Origin of the sequence: Pseudomonas sp. KB_12 (assembly GCF_052114545.1) — a bacterium.
Lineage (GTDB): Bacteria > Pseudomonadota > Gammaproteobacteria > Pseudomonadales > Pseudomonadaceae > Aquipseudomonas > Aquipseudomonas brassicacearum.
The window spans coordinates 115,909-138,459 of sequence record NZ_JBFREY010000001.1; the positions used below are offsets into that span (position 1 = coordinate 115,909).

General features: G+C 61.9%; 19 protein-coding genes. 9 read left to right on the top strand and 10 right to left on the bottom strand.

The genetic code is table 11. The features are described from left to right. Positions 1-269 precede the first annotated feature (269 nt). Together algB and AB4Z20_RS00580 are read left to right on the top strand one after the other, a co-directional pair. Complete coding sequence (gene algB, locus AB4Z20_RS00575; protein ID WP_018602742.1) at positions 270-1,616, top strand: sigma-54-dependent response regulator transcription factor AlgB; 1,347 nt, start codon at positions 270-272, stop codon at positions 1,614-1,616. A gap of 10 nt (positions 1,617-1,626) precedes the next feature. Further along, a complete protein-coding gene (locus tag AB4Z20_RS00580) occupies positions 1,627-3,417 on the top strand; it encodes an ATP-binding protein (protein ID WP_442089128.1) in 1,791 nt (596 codons plus the stop codon). A gap of 19 nt (positions 3,418-3,436) precedes the next feature. Here AB4Z20_RS00580 and AB4Z20_RS00585 read toward each other — a convergent pair whose 3' ends face one another. The 7 genes from AB4Z20_RS00585 to AB4Z20_RS00615 all read right to left on the bottom strand — a co-directional run bounded on the left by AB4Z20_RS00585 (position 3,437) and on the right by AB4Z20_RS00615 (position 10,773). Continuing rightward, complete coding sequence (locus tag AB4Z20_RS00585; RefSeq protein ID WP_214511227.1) at positions 3,437-5,050, bottom strand: EAL domain-containing protein; 1,614 nt, start codon at positions 5,048-5,050, stop codon at positions 3,437-3,439. Between the two features lie 75 nt (positions 5,051-5,125). After that, positions 5,126-5,905 (bottom strand): N-acetylmuramoyl-L-alanine amidase, encoded by a 780-nt coding sequence (locus tag AB4Z20_RS00590; protein ID WP_214511155.1) that lies wholly within the window; start codon positions 5,903-5,905, stop codon positions 5,126-5,128. Between the two features lie 104 nt (positions 5,906-6,009). Then, entirely contained in the window at positions 6,010-8,094 is a 2,085-nt protein-coding gene (locus AB4Z20_RS00595) for a diguanylate cyclase (RefSeq protein ID WP_214511154.1), read from the bottom strand. Beyond that, entirely contained in the window at positions 8,091-8,969 is an 879-nt protein-coding gene (locus tag AB4Z20_RS00600) for an endonuclease/exonuclease/phosphatase family protein (RefSeq protein ID WP_003196237.1), read from the bottom strand. Before AB4Z20_RS00600 ends, AB4Z20_RS00595 begins: the two co-directional genes overlap by 4 nt. 15 nt (positions 8,970-8,984) lie before the next feature. Continuing rightward, a complete protein-coding gene (locus tag AB4Z20_RS00605; protein WP_214511153.1) occupies positions 8,985-9,626 on the bottom strand; it encodes a thiol:disulfide interchange protein DsbA/DsbL in 642 nt (213 codons plus the stop codon). A gap of 198 nt (positions 9,627-9,824) precedes the next feature. Next, positions 9,825-10,436, bottom strand: coding sequence for a c-type cytochrome (locus tag AB4Z20_RS00610; RefSeq protein WP_214511152.1), 612 nt, complete (start codon positions 10,434-10,436; stop codon positions 9,825-9,827). A gap of 46 nt (positions 10,437-10,482) precedes the next feature. Then, a complete protein-coding gene (locus tag AB4Z20_RS00615) occupies positions 10,483-10,773 on the bottom strand; it encodes a c-type cytochrome (protein ID WP_003177141.1) in 291 nt (96 codons plus the stop codon). A 191-nt stretch (positions 10,774-10,964) separates the two neighbouring features. On the opposite strand from AB4Z20_RS00615, the gene yihA reads away from it, so the two are divergent. Continuing rightward, positions 10,965-11,606 carry a ribosome biogenesis GTP-binding protein YihA/YsxC gene (gene yihA, locus AB4Z20_RS00620; protein ID WP_003196227.1) on the top strand — a complete coding sequence of 214 codons (642 nt, stop codon included), beginning with the start codon at positions 10,965-10,967 and terminating at the stop codon, positions 11,604-11,606. A gap of 460 nt (positions 11,607-12,066) precedes the next feature. On the opposite strand, the gene polA is transcribed toward yihA, so the two are convergent. Further along, positions 12,067-14,835, bottom strand: a complete 2,769-nt coding sequence (gene polA / locus AB4Z20_RS00625; protein ID WP_442089129.1) for a DNA polymerase I — start codon at positions 14,833-14,835, stop codon at positions 12,067-12,069. A gap of 74 nt (positions 14,836-14,909) precedes the next feature. Here polA and AB4Z20_RS00630 point away from each other — a divergent pair, with 74 nt between their 5' ends. Together AB4Z20_RS00630 and AB4Z20_RS00635 are read left to right on the top strand one after the other, a co-directional pair. Beyond that, complete coding sequence (locus tag AB4Z20_RS00630; RefSeq protein ID WP_018602771.1) at positions 14,910-15,197, top strand: DUF2782 domain-containing protein; 288 nt, start codon at positions 14,910-14,912, stop codon at positions 15,195-15,197. Positions 15,198-15,256: 59 nt separating this feature from the next. Continuing rightward, on the top strand, positions 15,257-16,207 hold the full coding sequence (locus AB4Z20_RS00635; RefSeq protein WP_253470607.1) for a homoserine kinase: 951 nt from the start codon (positions 15,257-15,259) through the stop codon (positions 16,205-16,207). A 132-nt stretch (positions 16,208-16,339) separates the two neighbouring features. Here AB4Z20_RS00635 and znuA read toward each other — a convergent pair whose 3' ends face one another. Continuing rightward, positions 16,340-17,269 (bottom strand): zinc ABC transporter substrate-binding protein ZnuA, encoded by a 930-nt coding sequence (gene znuA, locus AB4Z20_RS00640; RefSeq protein ID WP_258690101.1) that lies wholly within the window; start codon positions 17,267-17,269, stop codon positions 16,340-16,342. A gap of 66 nt (positions 17,270-17,335) precedes the next feature. Between znuA and zur the strand changes: the two genes are divergently transcribed. From zur to AB4Z20_RS00660, 4 genes are read left to right on the top strand one after another with little or no spacing between them, the layout of a single operon-like run. Beyond that, positions 17,336-17,818, top strand: coding sequence for a zinc uptake transcriptional repressor Zur (gene zur / locus AB4Z20_RS00645; protein ID WP_018602776.1), 483 nt, complete (start codon positions 17,336-17,338; stop codon positions 17,816-17,818). Further along, a complete protein-coding gene (gene znuC, locus AB4Z20_RS00650) occupies positions 17,818-18,600 on the top strand; it encodes a zinc ABC transporter ATP-binding protein ZnuC (protein WP_018602784.1) in 783 nt (260 codons plus the stop codon). The genes zur and znuC overlap by 1 nt, the downstream gene beginning before the upstream one ends. Then, a complete protein-coding gene (gene znuB, locus AB4Z20_RS00655) occupies positions 18,593-19,381 on the top strand; it encodes a zinc ABC transporter permease subunit ZnuB (protein WP_442089130.1) in 789 nt (262 codons plus the stop codon). Before znuC ends, znuB begins: the two co-directional genes overlap by 8 nt. 37 nt (positions 19,382-19,418) lie before the next feature. Continuing rightward, positions 19,419-20,132: a PA5502 family lipoprotein gene (locus AB4Z20_RS00660; RefSeq protein WP_367860968.1), complete on the top strand. Its 714-nt coding sequence runs from the start codon at positions 19,419-19,421 to the stop codon at positions 20,130-20,132. 168 nt (positions 20,133-20,300) lie between these two features. On the opposite strand, the gene katE is transcribed toward AB4Z20_RS00660, so the two are convergent. After that, positions 20,301-22,517, bottom strand: coding sequence for a catalase HPII (katE, locus tag AB4Z20_RS00665; protein WP_442089131.1), 2,217 nt, complete (start codon positions 22,515-22,517; stop codon positions 20,301-20,303). Between the last annotated feature and the right edge of the window lie 34 nt (positions 22,518-22,551).

Genomic DNA, 22,551 nt, shown 5'->3' on the forward strand with positions numbered 1-22,551 from the left:
CGCAGGCGCCGGTCGTGCGTATTGCACGAATCAGGAGGAAAAGACGTTAGATTGTTTTTGAATTGGCTGTCAGACACAGCTGTCGGAATGAGCGATGTGGACCGTCCGAACCGGACGAATCATAAAAAAAGGAACTCAAATCAGGCTTTTAGGAGTCACACGTCCACAGGGCCATTCTCGGTGGGTAATATCCCCTCAGAATCGACCATGCAACTTGCCCGATTTTTCTGACACTAACCAACATCATTCATTAAAGGAGCGTAGGAAAAATGGAATCCGCCACTGAGCACCAAGGCCGCATTCTGCTGGTAGACGACGAGTCCGCCATCCTGCGTACGTTCCGATACTGCCTGGAAGACGAAGGCTATAGCGTCGCCACCGCCAACAGCGCCGCCCAGGCCGACGCACTGCTGCAACGCCAGGTGTTCGACCTGTGTTTCCTCGACCTGCGCCTGGGGGAGGACAACGGCCTGGATGTCCTGGCACAAATGCGGATCCAGGCACCCTGGATGCGCGTGGTCATCGTCACCGCCCACTCGGCAGTCGATACCGCGGTCGATGCGATCCAGGCCGGGGCGGCCGACTATCTGGTCAAACCGTGCAGCCCCGATCAATTGCGCCTGGCGACCGCCAAGCAATTGGAAGTACGCCAGCTGTCGGCCAGGCTCGAAGCCCTTGAAGGGGAAGTGCGCAAACCCAAGGACGGCCTCGACTCCCACAGCCCGGCAATGAAAGTCGTCCTGGAAACCGCGCGCCAGGTCGCCAGTACCGACGCCAACATCCTGATCCTCGGCGAGTCCGGCACCGGTAAAGGCGAGTTGGCCCGGGCGATCCATGCCTGGAGCAAGCGGGCGAAAAAGTCCTGCGTCACCATCAATTGCCCGTCGCTGACCGCTGAACTGATGGAAAGCGAATTGTTCGGCCATAGCCGTGGGGCTTTCACCGGCGCCAGCGAGAGTACCTTGGGTCGGGTCAACCAGGCCGACGGCGGTACGCTGTTTCTCGACGAGATCGGCGATTTTCCCCTGACGTTACAGCCAAAGTTATTGCGTTTTATCCAAGACAAGGAATATGAGCGGGTAGGGGACCCAGTCACCCGTCGCGCCGACGTGCGGATTCTCGCAGCGACCAACCTCAACCTCGAAGACATGGTGCGCGACGGACGCTTTCGCGAAGACCTGCTGTATCGCCTGAACGTCATCACCCTGCACCTGCCGCCATTGCGAGAGCGCGCCGAAGACATCCTGACCCTGGCCGACCGCTTCCTGGCTCGCTTCGTCAAGGAATACGCGCGTCCGGCCCGGGGCTTCAGCGACGAAGCGCGCGAAGCGCTGCTAGGCTATCGCTGGCCAGGCAACATCCGGGAACTGCGCAACGTGGTCGAGCGCGCCAGCATTATCTGCCCTCAGGAAAAAGTCGAAATCAGTCACTTGGGCATGGCCGAGCAACCGGTCAACAATGCGCCGCGCATCGGCGCCGCACTGAGCCTCGACGAATTAGAAAAAGCCCACATCGGCGCGGTGCTGGCCACGGCCGACACCCTCGACCAGGCGGCCAAGACCCTGGGTATCGATGCCTCCACGCTGTACCGCAAACGCAAGCAGTACAACCTGTGAGCGACACCTTATGAAACTGGCGATGAAGCTGCGCACACGACTGTTTCTCAGCATCTCGGCCCTGATCACCGTGGCCTTGCTGGGATTGGTGCTTGGCCTGGTCAGCGTGATGCAGATGGCCAATACCCAGGAACAATCGGTACGCGACAACTTCATCCTGCTGGACCTGGGCCTCAAGCTGCGCCAGACCCTCGGCGATCAGTTGATGATCATGCTCGACGACAAGCCCGACCTGGCGGCGCTGGAGGCCTCCAAGCAGCAATACCTGGCGCTGATCGACGAGGGCATCGCCCACGAACAGGGGCTGGACGAAGCGGCAGTCAGCTTCAGCAGGGCCAAGACCGATTACATTGAGTTTTTTGAAGCCTTCACTGCATCTCGCCAGCAGCCGAGCCAGCTCACGAACCTCAAGGACCTCACCGAAAAATTCAACGCGCTGCGCAATGGACTGATCGAGGGCTATCGCCAGGCCCTGACCAACATCAGTGAAACCCAGGACCGCGCCCGTGAACGCGCGATGTGGATTTCCGGACTGCTGGGGTTGGTGGGGTTTGCGGTGCTGATCATCGGGTTTATCACGGCCCATAGCATTGCCCGACGTTTCGGCGCGCCGATCGAGGCACTGGCCGCAGCGGCGGACGACATCGGCCAAGGCAATTTCGAGGTCACGCTACCCGTTTCCTCGGCCGCTGAGTTGAATCTCCTGACCCGTCGTTTCGGGGTCATGGCCGAGGCGCTGCGTGAGCATCAGGCCACCAACGTCGATGAGCTGCTCGCCGGCCAGCAACGTTTGCAAGCGGTGCTCGACAGCATCGACGACGGCTTGCTGATGATCGACCGCCAAGGCCAGCTGGAGCACCTCAACCCGGTGGCCCAGCGTCAATTGGGTTGGGATGAGGAACGCCTCGGCCAAGGTCTGGGCGAGGCGCTGGGACGCCTTGAACTGGATGAAGAATTGCACCTGGTCCTGCGCGGTGGAAGCCTGGAGCGCGCGCCGGAAGACCTGAGCATCGAAGTGGATGGCGAGTCGCGGGTGCTCACCTACAGCCTCACCCCGGTCAGCCATACCCAGGGCCACATTCTCGGCGCGGTCATGGTGCTGCATGACGTCACCGAACAACGCGCCTTCGAACGGGTGCGCAGCGAGTTCGTCTTGCGTGCCTCCCATGAGCTGCGCACGCCCGTGACGGGCATGCACATGGCCTTCGGCCTGTTACAGGAGCGCCTGCATTTTTCAGAAGAGTCGCGCGAAGCCGACCTGCTCAACACCGTCACGGAAGAAATGCAGCGGCTGATGCAGCTCATCAATGACCTGCTGAACTTCTCTCGCTACCAGAACGGCCTGCAGAAGCTGACCTTGGCGCCTTGTTCCATCGACGATCTACTGGAAGCGGCCCGGCTGCGGTTTGCCGAGCAGGCCCAAACCAAGGGTATCGAGCTGCTCGTGGCGATCCAGGGCCCGCTCCCGCGCCTGCATGCCGATGCTGCGCAACTGGATCGCGTGCTCGATAACCTGATCGACAACGCCATGCGTCACACCGGCGAAAACGGCCAGATTCGCCTGCAGGCCCGGCGCCATGGCGAGCGGGTGATCATCAGCGTCGAAGACAACGGTGAAGGCATTGCCTACGGCCAGCAGGGACGGATCTTCGAACCTTTCGTCCAGGTCGGACGCAAGAAGGGTGGTGCTGGCCTCGGCCTGGCGCTGTGCAAGGAGATCGTCCAGCTCCACGGCGGGCGCATGGGCGTTTATTCAAGGCCGGGGCAGGGCACGCAGTTCTACATGGCGCTGGCGGTCTGAGCTCATGGCCTGAGGAGACTCAGGCTTCGTCATCGAGGCGCCGGCCACGCAGGCGCCGGCCACGGGTAATCAGTTCAATGAGCTGCACCGCGCTGAGGGCATGGGCGAACAGCCAACCCTGGCCGAACTTCACCCCTTCGCTGCTCAAATAGGAAGCCTGGGCTTCATGCTCGATGCCTTCGGCGATCACCTTGAGTTCCAGCGCATGGGCCATGCGAATGATATGCGGGGCCACGCCGCTGCTGGCGGCATCGTGGCCCAAGGCGTCGATGAAGGCCTTGTCGATTTTCAAGCAGTCCACCGGCAGGGTTTGCAGGTAGGCCAGGCTGCAATAACCGGTGCCGAAATCGTCGATCAACACCTGGTGCCCGACGTCGCGCAGCGATTGCAGGTTATCCCGGGCGACCAACACATCGACCAACCCACGCTCGGTCACTTCGAAGGCAATCTGGTGCGCCGACACACGATGCAACGCCAGCAGGCGGGCGATCACTTCGCCAATACGCGGCACCATCACATCGCAGGCCGCCAGATTCACCGAGATATACAGCTGCGGATTGGCCCGCAACACTTGGCCCAATTGATCGAACAGCCGCTGCAGCACGAAATCGGTGATCTGGCGGATCTGCCCGGTGTTCTCGGCCATCGGGATAAACAGGTCCGGGCTGGTCAGGGTGCCGTCCGGTCGTCGCCAGCGCAGCAAGGCCTCCGCCCCGACACAGTTGCGGCTGCTCAGGTCGAAAATCGGCTGGTAAAGCACCTGCAATTCACCACGCCGGATGGCCCCGTGCAGTTCGGCGTCCATGGACTGGCGCTGACGCGCCAGCAGAAACACCTGGAAACCAATCCCCAGGCCCAGCATCAGGCTGATGGGCAGCATCCACCAGGCATTGGCCGGAACCTTGAAACCGTTGCGCTGGGCGATCAGCACCAGTTGATAGACCGGGCTATCGGTCGGCATTCGATAGATCAACCGATTCTGCGTCACTTGCAAGGCATTGTGGCTTTTCGGTGGCCAAGGCTCGACCGGCGGCCAGTGTTGGTCCGTCCCGAGCACGGGAATGGCCCGTTTACCGTTATCCAGGACGACCAGCAGGCTGCTGCCCGGTGGTAAATCGACCACATCGGTCAAATGCCCGCGGGACGTGGCCACCCGAAAGTTGCCGCGGCCCAGCATCAATGCGGCGCGGTCTTCGTCGGGCTCTGTGGTGGTGTTGAGCCAGTAATTGTAGGTCGGCCCGCGGATGTCGGGCGGGCGGGTCACTGACAAGCCGCCCTGGCGTGGACGATTGGAGCAGACGCCGCTGCCATCGATATACGCCGCCTCGTAGACAAAACGGTAGTTGAAGCTGACCTGCCGCAATGTGGCGATCATGTCGTCGTTGCATCCGCGCAACGGCTGGTTTTGCAGGTCGTCGAGGCTTTCACGCAGCTGCCCGAAAAGCTGTTCCAGGCGCTGCAGGAAGCGTTCGCCCTGGGCGTTCATCTGGTCGCTTTCGCGCTGCTGGATCTGCTGCACGACCACGAGCAGACTCCCCGCCAGCAACAGGACGGTGCTTAGGGCAGTTGCCACCAGCGCCAGGAAAACGGGGCGATGGAGCCAGCTGTGTAGGGTTTCGCGGGCAGCCGTCATCATGGGTAATCCGAAAGTTACCAATGAGTTATAGCTTCTGATTTGGATTTGGCCCGATTCGTCGGACGGGCGTCATTATTTTGTCTGGTTGAGCACCTGCAGGATCGCCGCGCTTTGCGCATCCGGCATGCCATCGAAGCGGGTCGGTCGGTAGTGCATCTGGAAGGCGGCCAGCACATGGTGGGTGGCCACGTCCCACTCGCCGGTCTGCGGCGTCGGGTAGCCCAGGCGGGCCAGCTCGGCCTGGAACCAACTGGCAGGGGGCAGCTGCGGCGCGAAGACGGCCTGCTGACGGGCGACGGCCTGTTCGTCTGGCCAGACTCCTAAACCAGCTTGCGCCAGGCGCTTCCAAGGGAACAGCGGGCCTGGGTCGAGTTTGCGCAGGGGCGCGATGTCGCTGTGGCCGATGATGCTGCGCGGGTTGATGCCGTTGCGCTGGATGATGTCCTTGAGCAATACGATCAAGGCCTGGACCTGGGCTTCGCTGTAGGGATACCAGAGGCGGCCGGTGGGCGTGTCGACAAAACCCGGGTTGACGATTTCGATGCCAATGGAACTGGAGTTGAGCCAGGTCCGGCCTTCCCATTCACTTTCCCCGGCGTGCCAGGCGCGTCGGCTTTCATCCACCAGTTTGTAGATGGTCGCGCCTTTATCGTCGCCGATCAGGTAATGGGAACTGACTTCGCCGTGGGTCAGCAGGGCCAGTGAGCGCTCCAGGGAGGCCGAGGTGTAATGCACCACCACGAATTGGATACGGTTGTCATGGTTGACGGAAGGATGACTGGTGTCGAGCCGCGGGCCGCTGGCGCAGCCGGCCAAGATAAATAAAGAAACAATGAGCGAGAAAAATTTCATGGCGGAAGGCAATACGCACTGGGAGTAATGCAACAGTGTAACGTATCGCCTCGCGATGATCCGGTGCGCGGGGCGATATTAAACAAATTGGAACAATTAGGCCCCTAGCCCAATTCCACATGGTTGCGCCCGGAGTTTTTTGCCCGATAAAGCGCCTTATCGGCTCTTTTAAGCACCAAGTCGCTGTGTTCGCCAGGTTTGAAGGCCGTCAGGCCAATGGATACCGTCACCGTCACCGGCTCGCCCTTGAAATGAAACGGACAGGCTTCGATGGCCAGGCGCAGCGCCTCGGCCAGCTTGGCGCCGGCCGTCAGGGAGGTGTTGGGCACCAGCAGCACAAACTCCTCGCCACCAAAACGCGCAATGAAATCGCCGCCACGCAGGCGTTTACGCAGGACCGAGGCAATGAGTTTCAACACCCGGTCACCGGCCAGATGGCCATAGTTGTCATTGATGCGCTTGAAATGATCGAGATCGAGCATGGCCAGCAGCAAGCTGTTGCCGTGTTGTTGCCACTGGGCGACTTCATGCTCCAGGCGCTCGGACCAGGCGGCGCGGTTGGGCAGCCCGGTGAGCGGATCGATCAGGGCTTTTTGCCGCTGCTCCTCGAGATTCTCCCGCACGACCTGGGCATCCTGCTCCATCAGCGCGACGCGATCGGCCAGGCTTTTCAGGCGAACCGAGACCTCCTGCTCGCGTTGATCACGTTGCTGGCGGTGGTGGTCCATCGTCCCGAGCAAGCCTTCGAGGTGATTCTCGAGCACCTGCTTGAGGCCCTCCAGGTCATCGGCTTCCTTCACGCTGCTTTGCAGGCCGTCCACCTGCTCACGAATCTGGGTGTCCATTTCCCTGGAGGCCGACAGGTTTTCGGCGTGGTCTTCACTGGCGGCCTGCAGGCTGCTCTGGAATGACTCGAGCCGATCGTTGAGGCGCTGCAGGTACGCTTCGAATTCATGCTGGCCGGTGTCCGTGATGGCCAGCATCAGCACAGCCAGGTCATCGAGGATCGGCAGCAATTCATACCAGTTCAAGCCATTGCGCAGACGCTCACACATGGCTTCGGCTTGGGGTCGATGACGCTCGGGCAAGGTCAGGTCGCCCAAGAGGCCCAACAGCGTGTCTTCGATATGCTTGGCGACCGAGCTGTAGGACGGCTCCGGCGAGTCGGGCAGGGCGTACTGGGCGTCAGCCACATCGGCGCCTTCCAGAGGCTCGTCGAGCTCCGCAGTCGGCAGCGAGGGGGTGGGCAGGGCCTGGCTAGGCTCCTCGGGCATCAGCTCGTCGGGATTCTCGAGTGCGGGCGCCACAACCGGGGGTTCTTCAGCGACCGGCGTCGGCAGCGGCGCGGGCTCGGCTGCTTGGTCGTCCGGTTCACTGGCGGGCTGAACCACTTCGGCTGCAGGTGTTGGAGCGGGCGCTGGAGCGATCTCGAGCTGCGGCGCAGTCAGGGCAACCGGTTCGGGCGTCGTCTCCAACGCTGGCGCTTGCTCCGCCACCGAGGGCTGCGGTGCTGGTGCTGGTGCTGGTGCTGGTGCTGGTGCTGGTGCTGGTGCGACGGATTCTGCGGTCGTTGCCGGCGCCACGGCTACGGGCAGGGCCATTTCCGACGCAGGTGCCACGCTGGCCTGGGTAGGCTCGTGGGGCTGGGGCGTCGCGTCCTCATGGCCTTGGCCACCAAACAGCCGTTGCAGCAGACCGGGGCGATTCGGTTCGACAGGGGCATCCAGGGCATTGAGGGCCTTGCCTTGCAAGCCGCTCAACTCGCTGAGCAGCAGCGGAATCTCCCGAGCCTGGCCGGCCCGATCCTCCAGTTGCTTGGCAAACTTCTTCAGCGGCCGACTGACTTCCTTGGGCAGCGGCAGGCTCTGCAACTGGGCAACCAGGGCGGCCAACGCGGCGCTCGTCTGCTCGACCCGGGTCTCGCGGCGCTGCTCGGAATCGAGTACGGCTTTCTCCAGGCGCGGCAGCAGGGCGGCGAGGCCGGCATCCATGTCATCGGTGCGCACCACATCGCGCATCTCTTTCATGCATTGATCGACAGCCCTGTCAGTGCCCTCGGCGGCCAGGGTGCTGCGCACCAGGCCACGACGCAGCAAGTCGAGCCGAGCCTCCCAACGGCGCTCAAGCTTTTCCTGCTGTTCGATACTCTTGAGGTACTTTTCTCTCCAGCGTTCGGCGTCGTCGCTCATTCATCGGATCCGCGAGGGGCAGGACTCAGCGCGGGGAATGCATCGGCCGTGAGCGAACCAGGCAAACGAATTTCTACCGCGACCGGCAGGTGATCGGAAATGGGTTGGGCCAGCACCTCGACGCGTTCGAGGGTCAGGGTCGGGCTCAACAGGATATGGTCCAGGCAGCGCTGGGGGCGCCAGCTGGGGAATGTCGCTTCCAGTTGTGGCGCAAGCAGACCGAGATCGCGCAGGGGCGAAGTCTGCAGCAAATCGGTGGCATGGGTGTTCATGTCGCCCATCAGCACCTGGTGCTTGTAGCCACCGATCAACTCGCGAATGTACGCCAGCTGCATCGTCCGGGTACGCGCCCCGAGCGCCAGGTGCATCATGACCACGACCAGCGCCTCGGGACCTTCGCCGAAACGCGCGAGGATCGCCCCGCGACCCTTGGGTCCTGGCAACGGATGGTCTTCGATCGCCCACGGGCGCAAGCGACTCAACACACCATTGCTGTGCTGGCCGAGACGGCCGAGGTTGCGATTGAGTTGCTGGTACCAGTAGGGAAAGGCGCCCAATTGGGCCAGGTGTTCCACCTGGTTGACGTAGCCTGAGCGCAAGCTTCCGCCGTCGGCCTCTTGCAGGGCCACCAGGTCGAAGTCCTTGAGCAGGTCGCCGATTTTCTGCAGGTTACCGGCACGCCCGGTGTGCGGCAGCAAATGTTGCCAGCCGCGAGTCAGGTAATGCCGGTAGCGCTCGGTGCTGATGCCCACCTGGATATTGAAGCTGAGCAGCCGCAAGCGGCTGTCGCCAGGCAGGCCCGTGGACATGACATGATGCTCGTTGACCCGCGGTTCATGCAGGCCAACGATGCGTTCGGTGCTCCAGCGGGCCATGGGCGTGGGCCGCGCTTAGTTGGCAGCAGCCTTGGTGGCCGCTCGCTCTTTGGCGATCAGCTGGTCGGCCAGTTGCAGCGCTTCATTTGCGCCACCGGCGGAGCCGATGTCAAAGCGGTATTTGCCGTTGACGATCATGGTCGGTACGCCCGTGATCTCGTATTTCTTCGCCAGCTCGCGGGCCTTCTTGATCTGGCCCTGGATGGCAAAGGAGTCGAACGTGGCGAGGAACTTGTCCTTGTCGACGCCCTGGGTGGCGAGGAAATCGGCCATCTCTTCTTTCTTGACCAGCTTCTTGCCTTCTTTCTGGATCGCGTTGAATACCGCGGCGTGAACCTGGTGCTCGACGCCCATGGCTTCGAGGGTCAGGAACATCTGGCCGTGGGCGTCCCATGGGCCGCCGAACATGGCAGGAATGCGCACGAAGTTAACGTCCGAAGGCAGTTTCTCGACCCATGGGTTGATAACCGGTTCAAAAGCGTAGCAATGCGGGCAGCCGTACCAGAACAGCTCCACGACTTCGATCTTGCCAGGCGCCGCCACCGGAACGGGGTTGGTCAATTCGACATAAGGTGCGGCTGGCTTTTCAGCCGCTTGGGCAGTGACGCCGAACAGGCTGGCGGCGACGAGCGCGGCGCTGATGATCAGATTACGCATGCTTTACTCCTGGACAATGAGGGGGCCTCGCGAGGCCTGTTTCTAAGACAGGCCGTGGCGGGTTCAAGTTCTCTAGTGTAACGGCAGCGGCCACAAAAAAGGGCGGCCAAAGCCACCCTTTTGATGCTCGCATCGACAGATTAATCGAGCGTTAACGTTGCAAGGGATGTACGCCCCTTGCAACGCCAGCCAAAGGCCTCAGTGCAGGCCCTGGATGTAGCTGGATACCGCGGCGATATCTTCGTCGCTCAGCTTCTTCGCAATGCTCTGCATCGGCTTGGTATCGCCGTCGTTGGTCCGGCCACCGTCTTCTTTGCGGAAGTCGGTCAGCTGCTTGCCTACGTACTGGGCATGCTGGCCGCCCAAGTGCGGGAAGCCGGCTGCGGCGTTGCCTTTGCCGTCAGGCGAGTGGCAGCCGGTGCAGGCTGGAAGCCCTTTGTCCAGGTTGCCACCGCGAAAGAGCGCTTCACCACGGGCCACGAGCTTCGGATCGGCGGCGCCGACGCTGCCCTTCTGGCTGGCGAAATATGCCGCGATGTCCTCCAGGTCCTGATCGCTCAGGTTGGTCAGCAGGCCGGTCATTTCCAGCACCGTGCGCTTGCCGGACTTGATGTCGTGCAGTTGCTTGGTCAGGTAACGTTCGCCCTGGCCCGCCAGTTTCGGAAAGTTGGGCGCCATGCTATTGCCATCCGGGCCGTGGCAGGCTCCGCATACGGCCGCCTTCGCCTGACCGGCAGTGGCATTGCCAGCGGCGTGGGCTACGCCGGATATCCCCAAGGTCAACAGCAGACTCACGATCAGTTTGTTCATCAGCTAATCCAACTACGGCTAAGGGTTAAAGAGTTATGGACCGGGTTCACTCGCTCATCCACTGGATGATGGCTCGGTAATCCTCGGCACTGCAGTCCATGCACAAACCACGCGGCGGCATCGCCTTGAAACCCTGGGTCACGTGTTGCACCAGCGTCTCCATACCTTTCGCCAACCTCGGCGTCCAAGCTTCCTGATCGCCCTTGCGGGGCGCCGTGGGGAGTTGGCCGGAATGACAGGCACCACAAACACGGTTGTACACAGCTTCCGGATCCTGTGTAGCCTGAGCGCTGTAAAGCGGCATCAAGACACCGGCAGCTAGCAGCCATTTCGTCATAAAACGACCTTTTCAGGGTTGGGAACGAGCTGCGTTCTAACGCGCAATTTCGGTCGGTCGCTCCCGTGAACTTCATCCTACGCTGGGACAAAGCGCACACAAAATCTGCGGCATTATATACTGGCGTCACTGAAACGGAAACGACACAGCTTGCCGCGTCCATTCCCGACGCCGCCCACATCGGAAATCCCATGCAACTGAAGAACCCCATCCTCGGCCTGTGCCAACAGTCCACCTTCATGCTCAGCGCCGCCAAAGTCGATCAATGCCCAGACGACGAAGGCTTCGAAGTGGCTTTTGCCGGGCGTTCCAATGCCGGCAAATCCAGCGCACTGAACACCTTGACCCATGCGAGCCTGGCACGCACCTCGAAAACCCCGGGTCGCACGCAGCTCTTGAACTTCTTCAAGCTAGACGATGAACGGCGTTTGGTCGACCTGCCCGGCTACGGCTACGCCAAGGTACCGATCCCGCTCAAGCAACACTGGCAGCGTCACCTGGAAGCCTACCTGGGCAGCCGCGAGAGTTTGAAAGGCCTGATCCTGATGATGGACATTCGCCATCCGATGACCGACTTCGACCTGTTGATGCTTGATTGGGCGGTCGCCAGCGGTATGCCGATGCACATCCTGTTGACCAAGGCTGACAAGCTCACCTACGGCGCGGCGAAAAATACCTTGCTCAAAGTGCAGTCGGAAATTCGCAAGGGCTGGGGTGACGCGATCACCATCCAGCTGTTCTCGGCGCCCAAGCGCATGGGCCTGGAAGAAGCCTACACGGTGCTGGCCGATTGGATGGAATTGGCGGACAAGGGTAGCGAAGAGGCCGAATAAGCCAAATCGCAGGCAAAAAAAACCCCGGACTTCTTATGGGGAGGGGGAAGTTCGGGGTCCAAGTTCCGGACCGCTAGGGCGGGGTCCAGATATCTGCCAACACTTAACACAACATAGGAGCATTGAAGGGCTTCACCAGCCATTCAAAATCTCTGAGTGGCGATTCACGGGTTTAGTTCAGATTATTTTTGGAAATAACCGTAGGAATCTTCAGAGCTAATGAGGCTGCGCCTGGGTTTTCTGTGAGTCGATGTGGTGAGGACGCTTGCTCCTGCTGAGGCTCAAAGCGGCCCCGTAGGAGCTGTCGAGTGCAACGAGGCTGCGATCTTTCCCCTGACGCTTGAATCTCAAGTGAAGGATCAAGATCAAAAGATCGCAGCCTTCGGCAGCTCCTACAGGGCGCAGGCCAGCGGGAGCAAGCTCCCTCGCCACAAAAGCTCGAAGCCTCAGGACGAAAGGATCAGTGCGCCTCGTCCCAGTTATTACCCACGCCCACTTCCACCAGCAGCGGCACGTCCAGGGTGGCGGCGGCGCTCATGTGCTGGCGGATTTCCTCACGGACTTGATCGACCAGGTCTTCACGCACTTCCAGCACCAGTTCGTCGTGTACCTGCAGGATGACCTTCGCATCCAGCCCGGACGCCGTCAGCCAGCCATCCACAGCCACCATGGCTTTCTTGATGATGTCAGCCGCCGTGCCCTGCATCGGCGCGTTGATGGCGGTGCGCTCGGCACCTTTGCGCAGGGCCGGGTTTTTCGCGTTGATGTCCGGCAGGTACAGCCGGCGACCGAAAATGGTTTCGACAAAACCTTGCTCGGCCGCCTGGGCGCGGGTGCGTTCCATATACGCCAGCACACCCGGGTAGCGGGCGAAGTAGCGGTCGATATAAGCCTGGGATTGTTTGCGATCGACGCCGATCTGCTTGGCCAGGCCGAACGCGCTCATGCCATAGATCAAACCGAAGTTGATCGCCTTGGCGCTGCGGCGCTGGTCCTGGGTGACGGCTTCCAGCTCGACGCCGAAAACCTCGGCAGCGGTGGCCCGGTGCACGTCCAGGTTATGGCGAAACGCATAGAGCAAGCCTTCGTCCTTGGCCAGGTGCGCCATGATCCGCAGTTCGATCTGCGAGTAGTCCGCCGCCAGCAGCTTGTAGCCTTTCGGCGCGACAAACGCTTGGCGGATGCGTCGGCCTTCGGCCGTGCGGATCGGAATGTTCTGCAGGTTCGGGTCGATGGACGACAGGCGCCCGGTCGCGGCGACGGCCTGTTGATAATTGGTATGGACGCGGCCCGTGCGGCTGTTGATCTGTTCCGGCAGGCGATCGGTGTAGGTGCTCTTGAGCTTGCTCAGCGAGCGGTACTGCATCAGCACCTTGGGCAGCGGGTAATCCTGCTCCGCCAGCTCGGCGAGCACCGCTTCGGCGGTAGACGCCTGGCCCTTGGCGGTTTTGCTGAGCACCGGCAAGCCGAGCTTTTCGTACAAGATCACGCCCAATTGCTTCGGCGAGCCCAGGTTGAATTCCTCGCCGGCGATGGCAAACGCCTCACGCTCCAGCGCCACCAGCTTCTCGCCCAACTCGACACTTTGTACGCCCAGCAGGTTGGCATCGACCAACGCCCCTTGGCGCTCGATGCGCGCCAGGACCGGCATCAGCGGCATTTCGATGTCGTTGAGCACCGTGCCCAGGCTTGGCGTGGCGGCCAGTTTTTCCTGCAGTGCCTGATGCAGGCGGAAGGTCACGTCGGCGTCTTCGGCGGCGTAGGGGCCGGCCAGTTCCAGGGAGATCTGGTCGAAGGTCAGTTGCTTGACCCCTTTGCCCGCGATGTCCTGGAAATCGGTCTTGCTCTGGCCCAGGTACTTGAGCGCCAGGCTGTCCATGTCGTGGCGGGTCGCGGTGGAGTCCAGCACGTAGGATTCAAGCATGGTGTCGAAGGCGATGCCCTGGACCAGGATGCCATTGTTCTGATCGCCACCAATGGCGCAGTTGGCCAGGATGTTGGTTTCGAACTTGGCGTGCTGGCCGACCTTGAGCTTGTTCGGGTTTTCCAGCAGCGGCTTGAGTGCCTTGAGCACCGTGTCGCGGTCCAGTTGCTCCGGCACGCCCATGTAGGAGTGGGTCAGCGGGATGTAGGCCGCCTCGAAAGGGGCCACGGCGAACGACAAGCCGACGAGTTGCGAATGCTGGGCATCGCCGCCATTGGTTTCGGTGACGAAGGCAAACAACGGCGCCTTGTCCAGCTTGGCCAGCCACGCGTCGAAGCGCGCCTGATCGAGGATGACCTCGTACTTGGCCTCGGCAGCGCCGGGCTGTTCTTCGGTAACTTCGACGATCTCCTGGCCGGCACGCTTGGCGTCCCGCTGGTTGTCTTCGAACCAGCTCTTGAATTCCAACAGCGTGTACAGCTCGGCGAGTTTCTCGTGATCCGGTTGGCCCATTTGCAGGTCGTCGAGGCCGACATCCAGCGGTACGTCGGTCTTGATGGTCGCCAGCTCGTAGGAAAGCAACGCCATTTCCTTGTGCTCTTCGAGCTTGGCGGCCAGGGTCTTGGCGCCACGGATCGGCAAGGTGGCGACGATGTCCAGTTGCGCATACAGCTCGGTCAGGCCGCCATTGACGCCCACCAGCAGGCCGGAAGCAGTCTTCGGTCCGATACCCGGGACGCCCGGGATGTTGTCGGACGAATCGCCCATCAACGCCAGGTAATCGATGATCTGCTCGGGAGCGACGCCAAACTTCTCCTTCACGCCAGCCACGTCCAGGGCGCTACCGGTCATGGTATTGACCAAGGTAATGTGCCCATCGACCAATTGCGCCATGTCTTTGTCGCCGGTGGAGATCACCACCGGACGGTCGGCCGCCGCGCTGCTGCGGGCCAGGGTGCCGATCACGTCATCGGCCTCGACGTTGTCCACGCACAGCAGCGGGAAGCCCAGGGCCTTGACGCTGGCATGCAACGGCTCGATCTGCACGCGCATGTCGTCGGGCATGCTCGGACGGTTGGCCTTGTATTCGGCGTACAGCTCATCGCGAAACGTCCCACCCTTGGCGTCGAAGACCACGGCAAACGGGCTGTCTGGATACTGCTTGCGCAGGCTCTTGAGCATGTTCAGCACGCCCTTGACCGCACCGGTCGGCAGGCCTTTGGACGTGGTCAGCGGTGGCAGCGCATGAAAGGCGCGGTACAGATAAGAAGAACCGTCCACCAGGACGAGGGGGGCTTGGCTCATGAGCAGGATCAACCTTTTCGGCGGGTCCGGGGCTAGAATAGCGGGACCGTTGACGACAAAGGGACAAGGTTATCATGCGTACACTAAATCGCCTGTTACTGGCTGGCTTGTTTGCAATCACCCCGTTGGCCGTCATGGCGGCGGATGACGCCCCCTCGGCGGACCCGGACGTCACCATCCGGACCGAAGGAGATAAAACCATTCAGGAGTATCGGCAAAACGGATTTTTGTACGCGATCAAGGTCACGCCCAAGAATGGCAAGCCTTATTTCCTGGTACGCGCCGACGGTACCGATGCAAACTTCATCCGCTCGGACCAGCCGGATATGCTGATCCCTTCGTGGAAAATCTTTGAGTGGTAGTACCGCTCTGCACTTCAACCGGCGCCCGCTGAAGGGCGCCCGTACTGGCAGTTTTAACCATGTCTGTGTTCACGCCCCTGGCTCGGCCCGAGCTGGAAACCTTTCTCGCCCCTTATGGGCTTGGCCGCCTGCTTGATTTCCAGGGGATCGCCGCCGGCAGCGAAAACACCAATTTCTTTATCAGCCTGGAGCAGGGCGAATTCGTCCTGACCCTGGTCGAGCGCGGCCCGGTGCAGGAAATGCCGTTCTTCATCGAACTGCTGGACGTGCTGCATGACGCCGATCTGCCGGTGCCTTATGCCTTGCGCACCACCGACGGCGTCGCGCTGCGGGAACTGGCGGGCAAGCCGGCGCTGCTGCAACCGCGCCTGGCCGGCAAGCACATCAAGCAGGCCAACGCCCAGCACTGCGCCCAGGTCGGCGAGTTGCTGGCGCATCTGCATCTGGCAACCCGCGACAACATGATCAAGCGCAAGACCGATCGCGGCCTGGACTGGATGCAGGAGGAGGGCGCCAAGCTGCTCTCGCACCTCGACGCCGAGCCGCGTCGGCTGCTCGAGGCGGCGCTGGATGAGATCTCGTTGCAGAAAGTCGGCATCCTGGCGCTGCCGCGCGCCAACATCCATGCCGATCTGTTCCGCGACAATGCGATGTTCGAAGGCACGCACCTGACCGGGCTGATCGACTTCTACAACGCCTGCTCCGGGCCGATGCTGTATGACGTCGCCATTGCCTTGAACGACTGGTGCTCGGACGACGACGGCGTGCTCGATGGCGCCAGGGCGCGGGCGTTGCTGGGCGCCTATGCGGCGCTGCGACCGTTCACTGCCGCCGAAGCCGAGTTATGGCCAACCATGCTGCGCGTGGCGTGCGTGCGGTTCTGGCTGTCGCGGTTGATCGCCGCTGAATCCTTTGCCGGGCAGGATGTGTTGATTCACGATCCGATGGAATTCCAGCAGCGCTTGGCGCAGCGGCAGACGGTTCACACGGTGTTGCCTTTCGCCCTCTGATAACCGACAGGGGCGCGAAGGCTTTTGTGGCGAGGGAGCTTGCTCCCGCTCGGTTGCGCAGCGACCGCAAGATTTCAGGGTCGCTTCGCGGCCCAGCGGGAGCAAGCTCCCTCGCCACAAGAGCAGCCGGGGTTACAACGACTCCAGGCACCCCGCCAGATCATTGCCCAACTTCTCCAACAACTGCTCATACCCCTGCGCCGTCGCCGGGGTATAGCCGCCCAGTGCATCGAGCTCCGCCAGCTTCACCGGCAACCCGGCCACCAGGGTTTCGGCCAGGCGCGGGCGCAGGGGCGGTTCGCTGAAGACGCAGGTTTTGCCCACGGCCTGCAAGCGCGTGCGCATTGCCGCCACATGCTGGGCACCGGGCTGGACTTCGGCGGCCACGGCGAACACCCCGGCGTGCTTGAGGCCGTAGTGGTCTTCGAAATAGTCGAACGCCTCGTGGAAGACGAAATACGGCTTGCCCGCGACCCCGGCCAGACGCGCCTTGAGGCGTATGTCCAAGGCATCGAGACGCTGGTTGAAGCCCTTGAGGTTGCTTTGATAGCGGGCCGCATTGGCCGGATCCGCCGCACTCAGGTCAGCCGCCATCTTGGCGGCGATCACCCGCGCATTGAGCGGCGAGAGCCACAGGTGGGCATCCACGGTGCCGGGGCGATGGTCGTGATCGTGTTCATCGGCGTCATGGTCATCATCCTCGTGGGACGCGCTGTCCTGGGCGAAGTGACGCAACTTGAGCCCCGGCAAATCCTGGATGGCAACGGAGGGCAACGTGCGACCGTTGAGCACCCGCGGCAGAAAGCCTTCCATATCGGGGCCGATCCAATACAGCAGGTCCACCGACTGGACCTTGCGTACATCCGATGGCCGCAACGCATAGTGATGCGGCGAAGCCCCTGGCGGCAGCAACACCTCTGGAACGGCCACGCCGTCCTGCACGGCGGCGGCAATCAGTTGCAGCGGCTTGATGCTGGTGAGCACCTTGACGTCGGCCTGGGCCGAGCCAATCAGTAGAAAACTTGCGACAAAAGCGACAAAGAGCGAAAAAAATCGGGACACGATGACCACTCGTAGAGGCGAGAACGGGTAACATAATAACGTCTCTCACTAAACTCGTCGCTGCCCATGCCTATTACACCCCTTGCCAGTCGCCCCCACGATCACTCCCACTGCGTGCACAGCGCGCTGTCCGAGGCCGACGCCATCTGCGCGCGCCAAGGGTTGCGCCTGACCGCCCTGCGTCGGCGCGTGCTGGAATTGGTCTGGCAAAGCCACAAGCCACTGGGCGCCTACGACATCCTCGCGGTGCTCAGCGAGCAGGACGGCCGCCGCGCCGCACCGCCGACGGTCTACCGGGCGCTGGATTTCCTCTTGGAAAACGGCCTGGTGCATCGCATTTCGTCGCTGAACGCCTTCGTCGGCTGCAACCACCCGGAGCACGCCCACCAAGGCCAGTTCCTGATCTGCCGCGAATGCCACGCCGCCATCGAGCTGGAACAGAAGTCCATCAGCGATGCCATCATCGCCAGCGCCAAGGACGTCGGCTTCGTGGTCGATACCCAGACCGTCGAAGTGGTCGGTCTCTGCTCCGGCTGCCAGGGGGCCTGATGAGCAATGCGTTGATCCGCCTCGAACAGGTGGCCGTGACGTTCGCCGGGCAGAGCGTGCTGGACAACATCCACCTGAGCGTCGAACCGGGGCAGATCGTGACCTTGATCGGCCCCAACGGCGCCGGCAAGACCACCTTGGTGCGCGCCGTGCTGGGTTTGCTCAAGCCCGACAGTGGCAGCGTCTGGCGCAAGCCCAGGTTGCGCGTCGGCTACATGCCGCAAAAACTCCACGTAGACCCGACGCTGCCACTGTCGGTGCTGCGTTTCCTGCGCCTGGTGCCAGGCGTGGACCGCGCACGCGCCTTGGCCGCGCTCAAGGAAGTCGGCGCCGAACAGGTGATCGACAGCCCGGTGCAAAGCGTGTCCGGTGGCGAGATGCAGCGCGTATTGCTGGCTCGCGCCCTGCTGCGTGAGCCTGAGCTGCTGGTGCTCGACGAGCCGGTGCAAGGGGTCGATGTGGCGGGGCAGGCCGAGCTGTACAGCCTGATCACGCGCCTGCGCGACCGCCACGGCTGCGGCGTGCTGATGGTCTCCCACGATTTGCACCTGGTGATGAGCACCACCGACCAGGTGGTCTGCCTCAATCGCCATGTCTGCTGTTCCGGGCATCCCGAGCAAGTCAGCGGCGATCCGGCTTTCGTCGAGCTGTTCGGAAAAAACGCACAAAGCCTGGCGATTTATCACCACCACCATGACCACGCCCATGACCTGCATGGTTCGGTGGTCAGCGCCCCTTCTGCTTCCAATCATGTTCATGGAGATGGCTGCAAGCATGGCTGATTTTCTGTTGTACGCCCTGCTCGCAGGCTTGGCACTCGCCCTGGTAGCCGGCCCCCTGGGTTCGTTCGTGGTCTGGCGGCGCATGGCCTATTTCGGCGACACCTTGTCCCACGCAGCGTTGCTCGGCGTGGCCTTGGGGTTTCTGCTGGACGTCAGCCCGGCGGTCGCGGTGACCGTTGGCTGCCTGTTGCTGGCGGTGGTACTGGTGACCTTGCAACACCGCCAACCGCTGGCGTCCGACACGCTGCTGGGTATTTTGGCGCCGAGCACCCTGTCCCTCGGGCTGGTGGTACTAAGCTTCATGCATGACGTGCGGATTGACCTGATGGCCTATCTGTTCGGCGACCTGTTGGCGATCAGTCCTACAGACCTGTCGTGGATCCTCGGCGGTAGCGCCGCGGTGCTGGTGTTGCTGGTGGCGCTGTGGCGGCCCTTGCTGGCCGTCACCGTGCACGAGGAGTTGGCCCGGGTCGAAGGCCTGCCCGTGCTGGGCTTGCGCCTGGCGCTGATGCTGCTGATTGCGGTGGTCATCGCGGTGGCGATGAAAATCGTCGGGGTGTTGCTGATTACTTCATTGCTGATCATCCCGGCGGCTGCGGCACAGCGTCACGCCCGCTCACCCGAGCAGATGGCCCTGGGCGCGAGCCTGCTGGGCATGCTCGCGGTGTGTGGCGGCCTGGCACTTTCCTGGTTCAAGGACACCCCGGCCGGCCCGTCGATCGTGGTCAGCGCCGCCGCGCTGTTTCTGCTGAGTTTTGTCCTGCCTCGTCGAGGGGTGTAGACTTGCTCGCTTTTTGCGCAAATAGAGAGTCGCAGGAATGAAGCCGTTCGCCTCCCGTTATCTGCTCCTTGTCGCATTTTCCCTGCTACTGGGCGCCTGCCAGAGTACACCGCCGGTCACCCAGGCCCCCGATACGCGGGGCCCGGCCATCGCGCAGCTCGAGCAAAGCCTTGCCAGCAATGAGCTGGCCACCGCCGAAGACCAGTTGGCCGCCTTGCAAGCCCAGTCGCCCGAAGACCGGTCGCTGGAACCCTATCAGCGGCAACTGGCCGAGGCGTATTTGCGCCGCAGCCAGATCGATCTGCAAAAAGGCGATGTAAACGCCGCCGCCACCGCCCTGAGCCGTGCCCGAGCCTTGATGCCCAAGGCCCCAGCGCTCACCGGCGAGGTCAACAGCGCCATTGCCGAAGCCCGCAAGGCCGACCTGGATAAAGCCGAGGCCGACCTCAAGGCTGCCGAAGCCAAACCGGTCGCCAAAGTGATCGACCCGAGCGCCCCCAGCACCACAGTTGCGCTCAACCTCGCCGATATACAGCAAATGCGTCGACAACTGGATGCCATCGCCGCCGACGTGGTGAATTATCAGTGTGACGTCAGCATCCAGGCGCCGCGCACCGATGATTATCCGTGGCTGGCGACGTTGCTGACCAAGCGGGTCAAGAAACTGGACCCGGGGTTTGATTTGAAACTGCAGAAGCAGATCTTGCGCAGTGTGCCGGCGCAGGTCGTGCTGACACCTCGCAAACCCTAAAAGCATCGCGGGCAAGCCTTGCTCCCACAGGGCAATTCCCATAGGTCAATGTGTTCTCTGTGAGAATTGACCCTGTGAGAGCTAACACCTGTGAGAGTTGATCCTGTGGAGCTGATCTGTGGGAGCAAGGCTTGCCCGCGATAGCGCCCTACCAGACAACAAATCTCTTTAGGCCGGAACCGCCTTGGCCCTCGGCTCCCGCGCCCAAACCCGATGCTGGGCAATCGCCGCAAAAAACCGCGAAAAACCGCTCGCATCCGCGTCTTCGATCAACCCCGCATCCACCTCCAGCTTCAACTCCACCAACAGCTGCCGGGCCTCACCATGAAGCCCAATGGCTTTCAGATGCTTGTAGGCCTCCAGCACGTAATGCAACGCCACGCCGTCGCGACTCAAAGCCTTGATCGACTCCGCGCCACCGGGCACGAACACCGCGTCAAAGGCAATCGACGGCAACCCTTCCATGGACGCATCCACCGCCAGCGTTTTCCCATTGGCCGTGGTCACCGGTGCGGAGGTCGGCCCCAGCACTTTGGCGTGAGCGCCCTCGGCCTCCAGGGCCTTCTTGAGCGCATCGATGATCGCACCATCGACACCGTTAGCCACCAACACCGCCACTTTTCGCGTCTTGATGTCGCCGGACAGCAGGTTCGCCTGGCTCAAAGCCGGTGACTGCTGCAGCGATGGCGTTGGCACATCGACGGTGCCCGCGGTAGGCGCCGGCAACCCGAGGTTTTTCGCCACTCGCCCGGCCAGTTCCAGGTCGATATTGGCGAGGATCTCATTGACCTGCCGCGCCCGGATGAACTCACGCTCCACCTTGCCCAGCTCGAAGCTGTAGGCAGCAATGATGTGCTCCTGCTCATGAGGGCTCATGCTCTTGTAGAACAACCGCGCCTGGGAGAAATGATCGGCGAACGAATCGCTGCGTTGGCGGATCTTGTAGGCGTCGATGCGCTCTGGATAACTTTCGAAGCCGCCGTCTTCCGGGCCGGGCGGGGTTTCCTTCGGCCAGCCACCGTCGATGGAGTTCGGCTCGTAGGACGCACGCCCCTTGTCGATGGTGGTGCGGTGCATCGCATCACGCTGGCCGTTGTGTACCGGGGTGATCGCCCGGTTGATCGGCAGCTCATGAAAATTCGGCCCACCAAGTCGGCTGATCTGCGTATCGGTGTAGGAAAACAGCCGTCCTTGCAGCAACGGGTCATTGGAAAAGTCGATGCCCGGCACGATGTGCCCTGGGCAGAACGCAACTTGCTCGACCTCGGCGAAGAAATTGTCCGGGTTGCGGTTCAGCACCATCTTGCCCAGGGGCGTGATGGGCACCAGCTCTTCAGGGATGATCTTGGTCGGGTCGAGCAGGTCGAAGTCAAACTTGTGCTCGTCTTCCTCGGCGACAACCTGCACGCCGAACTCCCATTCCGGGTAATCGCCCATCTCGATCGACTCCCAGAGATCGCGACGGTGGTAGTCCGTATCTTTACCCGCCAGTTTCTGGGCTTCGTCCCACACCAACGAGCAGGTGCCGACGGTAGGGCGCCAGTGGAATTTGACGAAGCTGCTTTTGCCTTCGGCGTTGATCATGCGGAAGGTGTGCACACCAAAACCCTGCATCGTGCGTAGGCTTTTTGGAATGGCCCGATCAGACATCGCCCAGATCACCATGTGGGCCGATTCCGGCACCAGCGAGACAAAATCCCAGAACGTGTCGTGGGCCGAGCCGCCTGTAGGAATTTCGTTATGGGGCTCGGGTTTTACCGCGTGGACAAAGTCCGGAAACTTCACCGCGTCCTGAATGAAAAACACCGGCATGTTATTGCCCACCAGGTCGAAGTTGCCTTCGTCGGTGAAGAATTTCACCGCAAAACCGCGCACGTCCCGCACGGTGTCGCCGGAGCCGCGTGGGCCTTGCACAGTGGAAAAACGCACGAACACCGGAGTTTTCTTGCTCGGATCTTGTAGGAAACCGGCCTTGGTCAATGCCGAATGCGCGTCATAGCTCTGAAAATAGCCATGGGCGCCGGTCCCGCGGGCGTGGACGATGCGTTCCGGAATGCGTTCATGGTCAAAGTGCGTGATTTTTTCACGCATGATGAAGTCTTCCAGCAACGAAGGGCCCCGGGGGCCGGCGCGCAGGGTGTTCTGGTTATCAGCGATCTTCACGCCCTGGTTGGTGCGCAACGCCTGTTCGGTGGCGTCGGAGCGGAACTGTTCCAGGCTCTCGAGCTTGGCGTTGGTGTTGCCGCGATCCAGCGTGTCGGTCCCGGCCAGTTGGCTCTTGTTGACCGTGGGCTTGTTGGTACTCATCAGGCATGACTCCTCTTTGCAATCCCCGCCATGGCCGGGACTCTTGAGTTCGATACCGCAGGTTCGGCACCTGGGCATTTTCGAGTGGCTTAATGAGTGACCGATGCCGTTT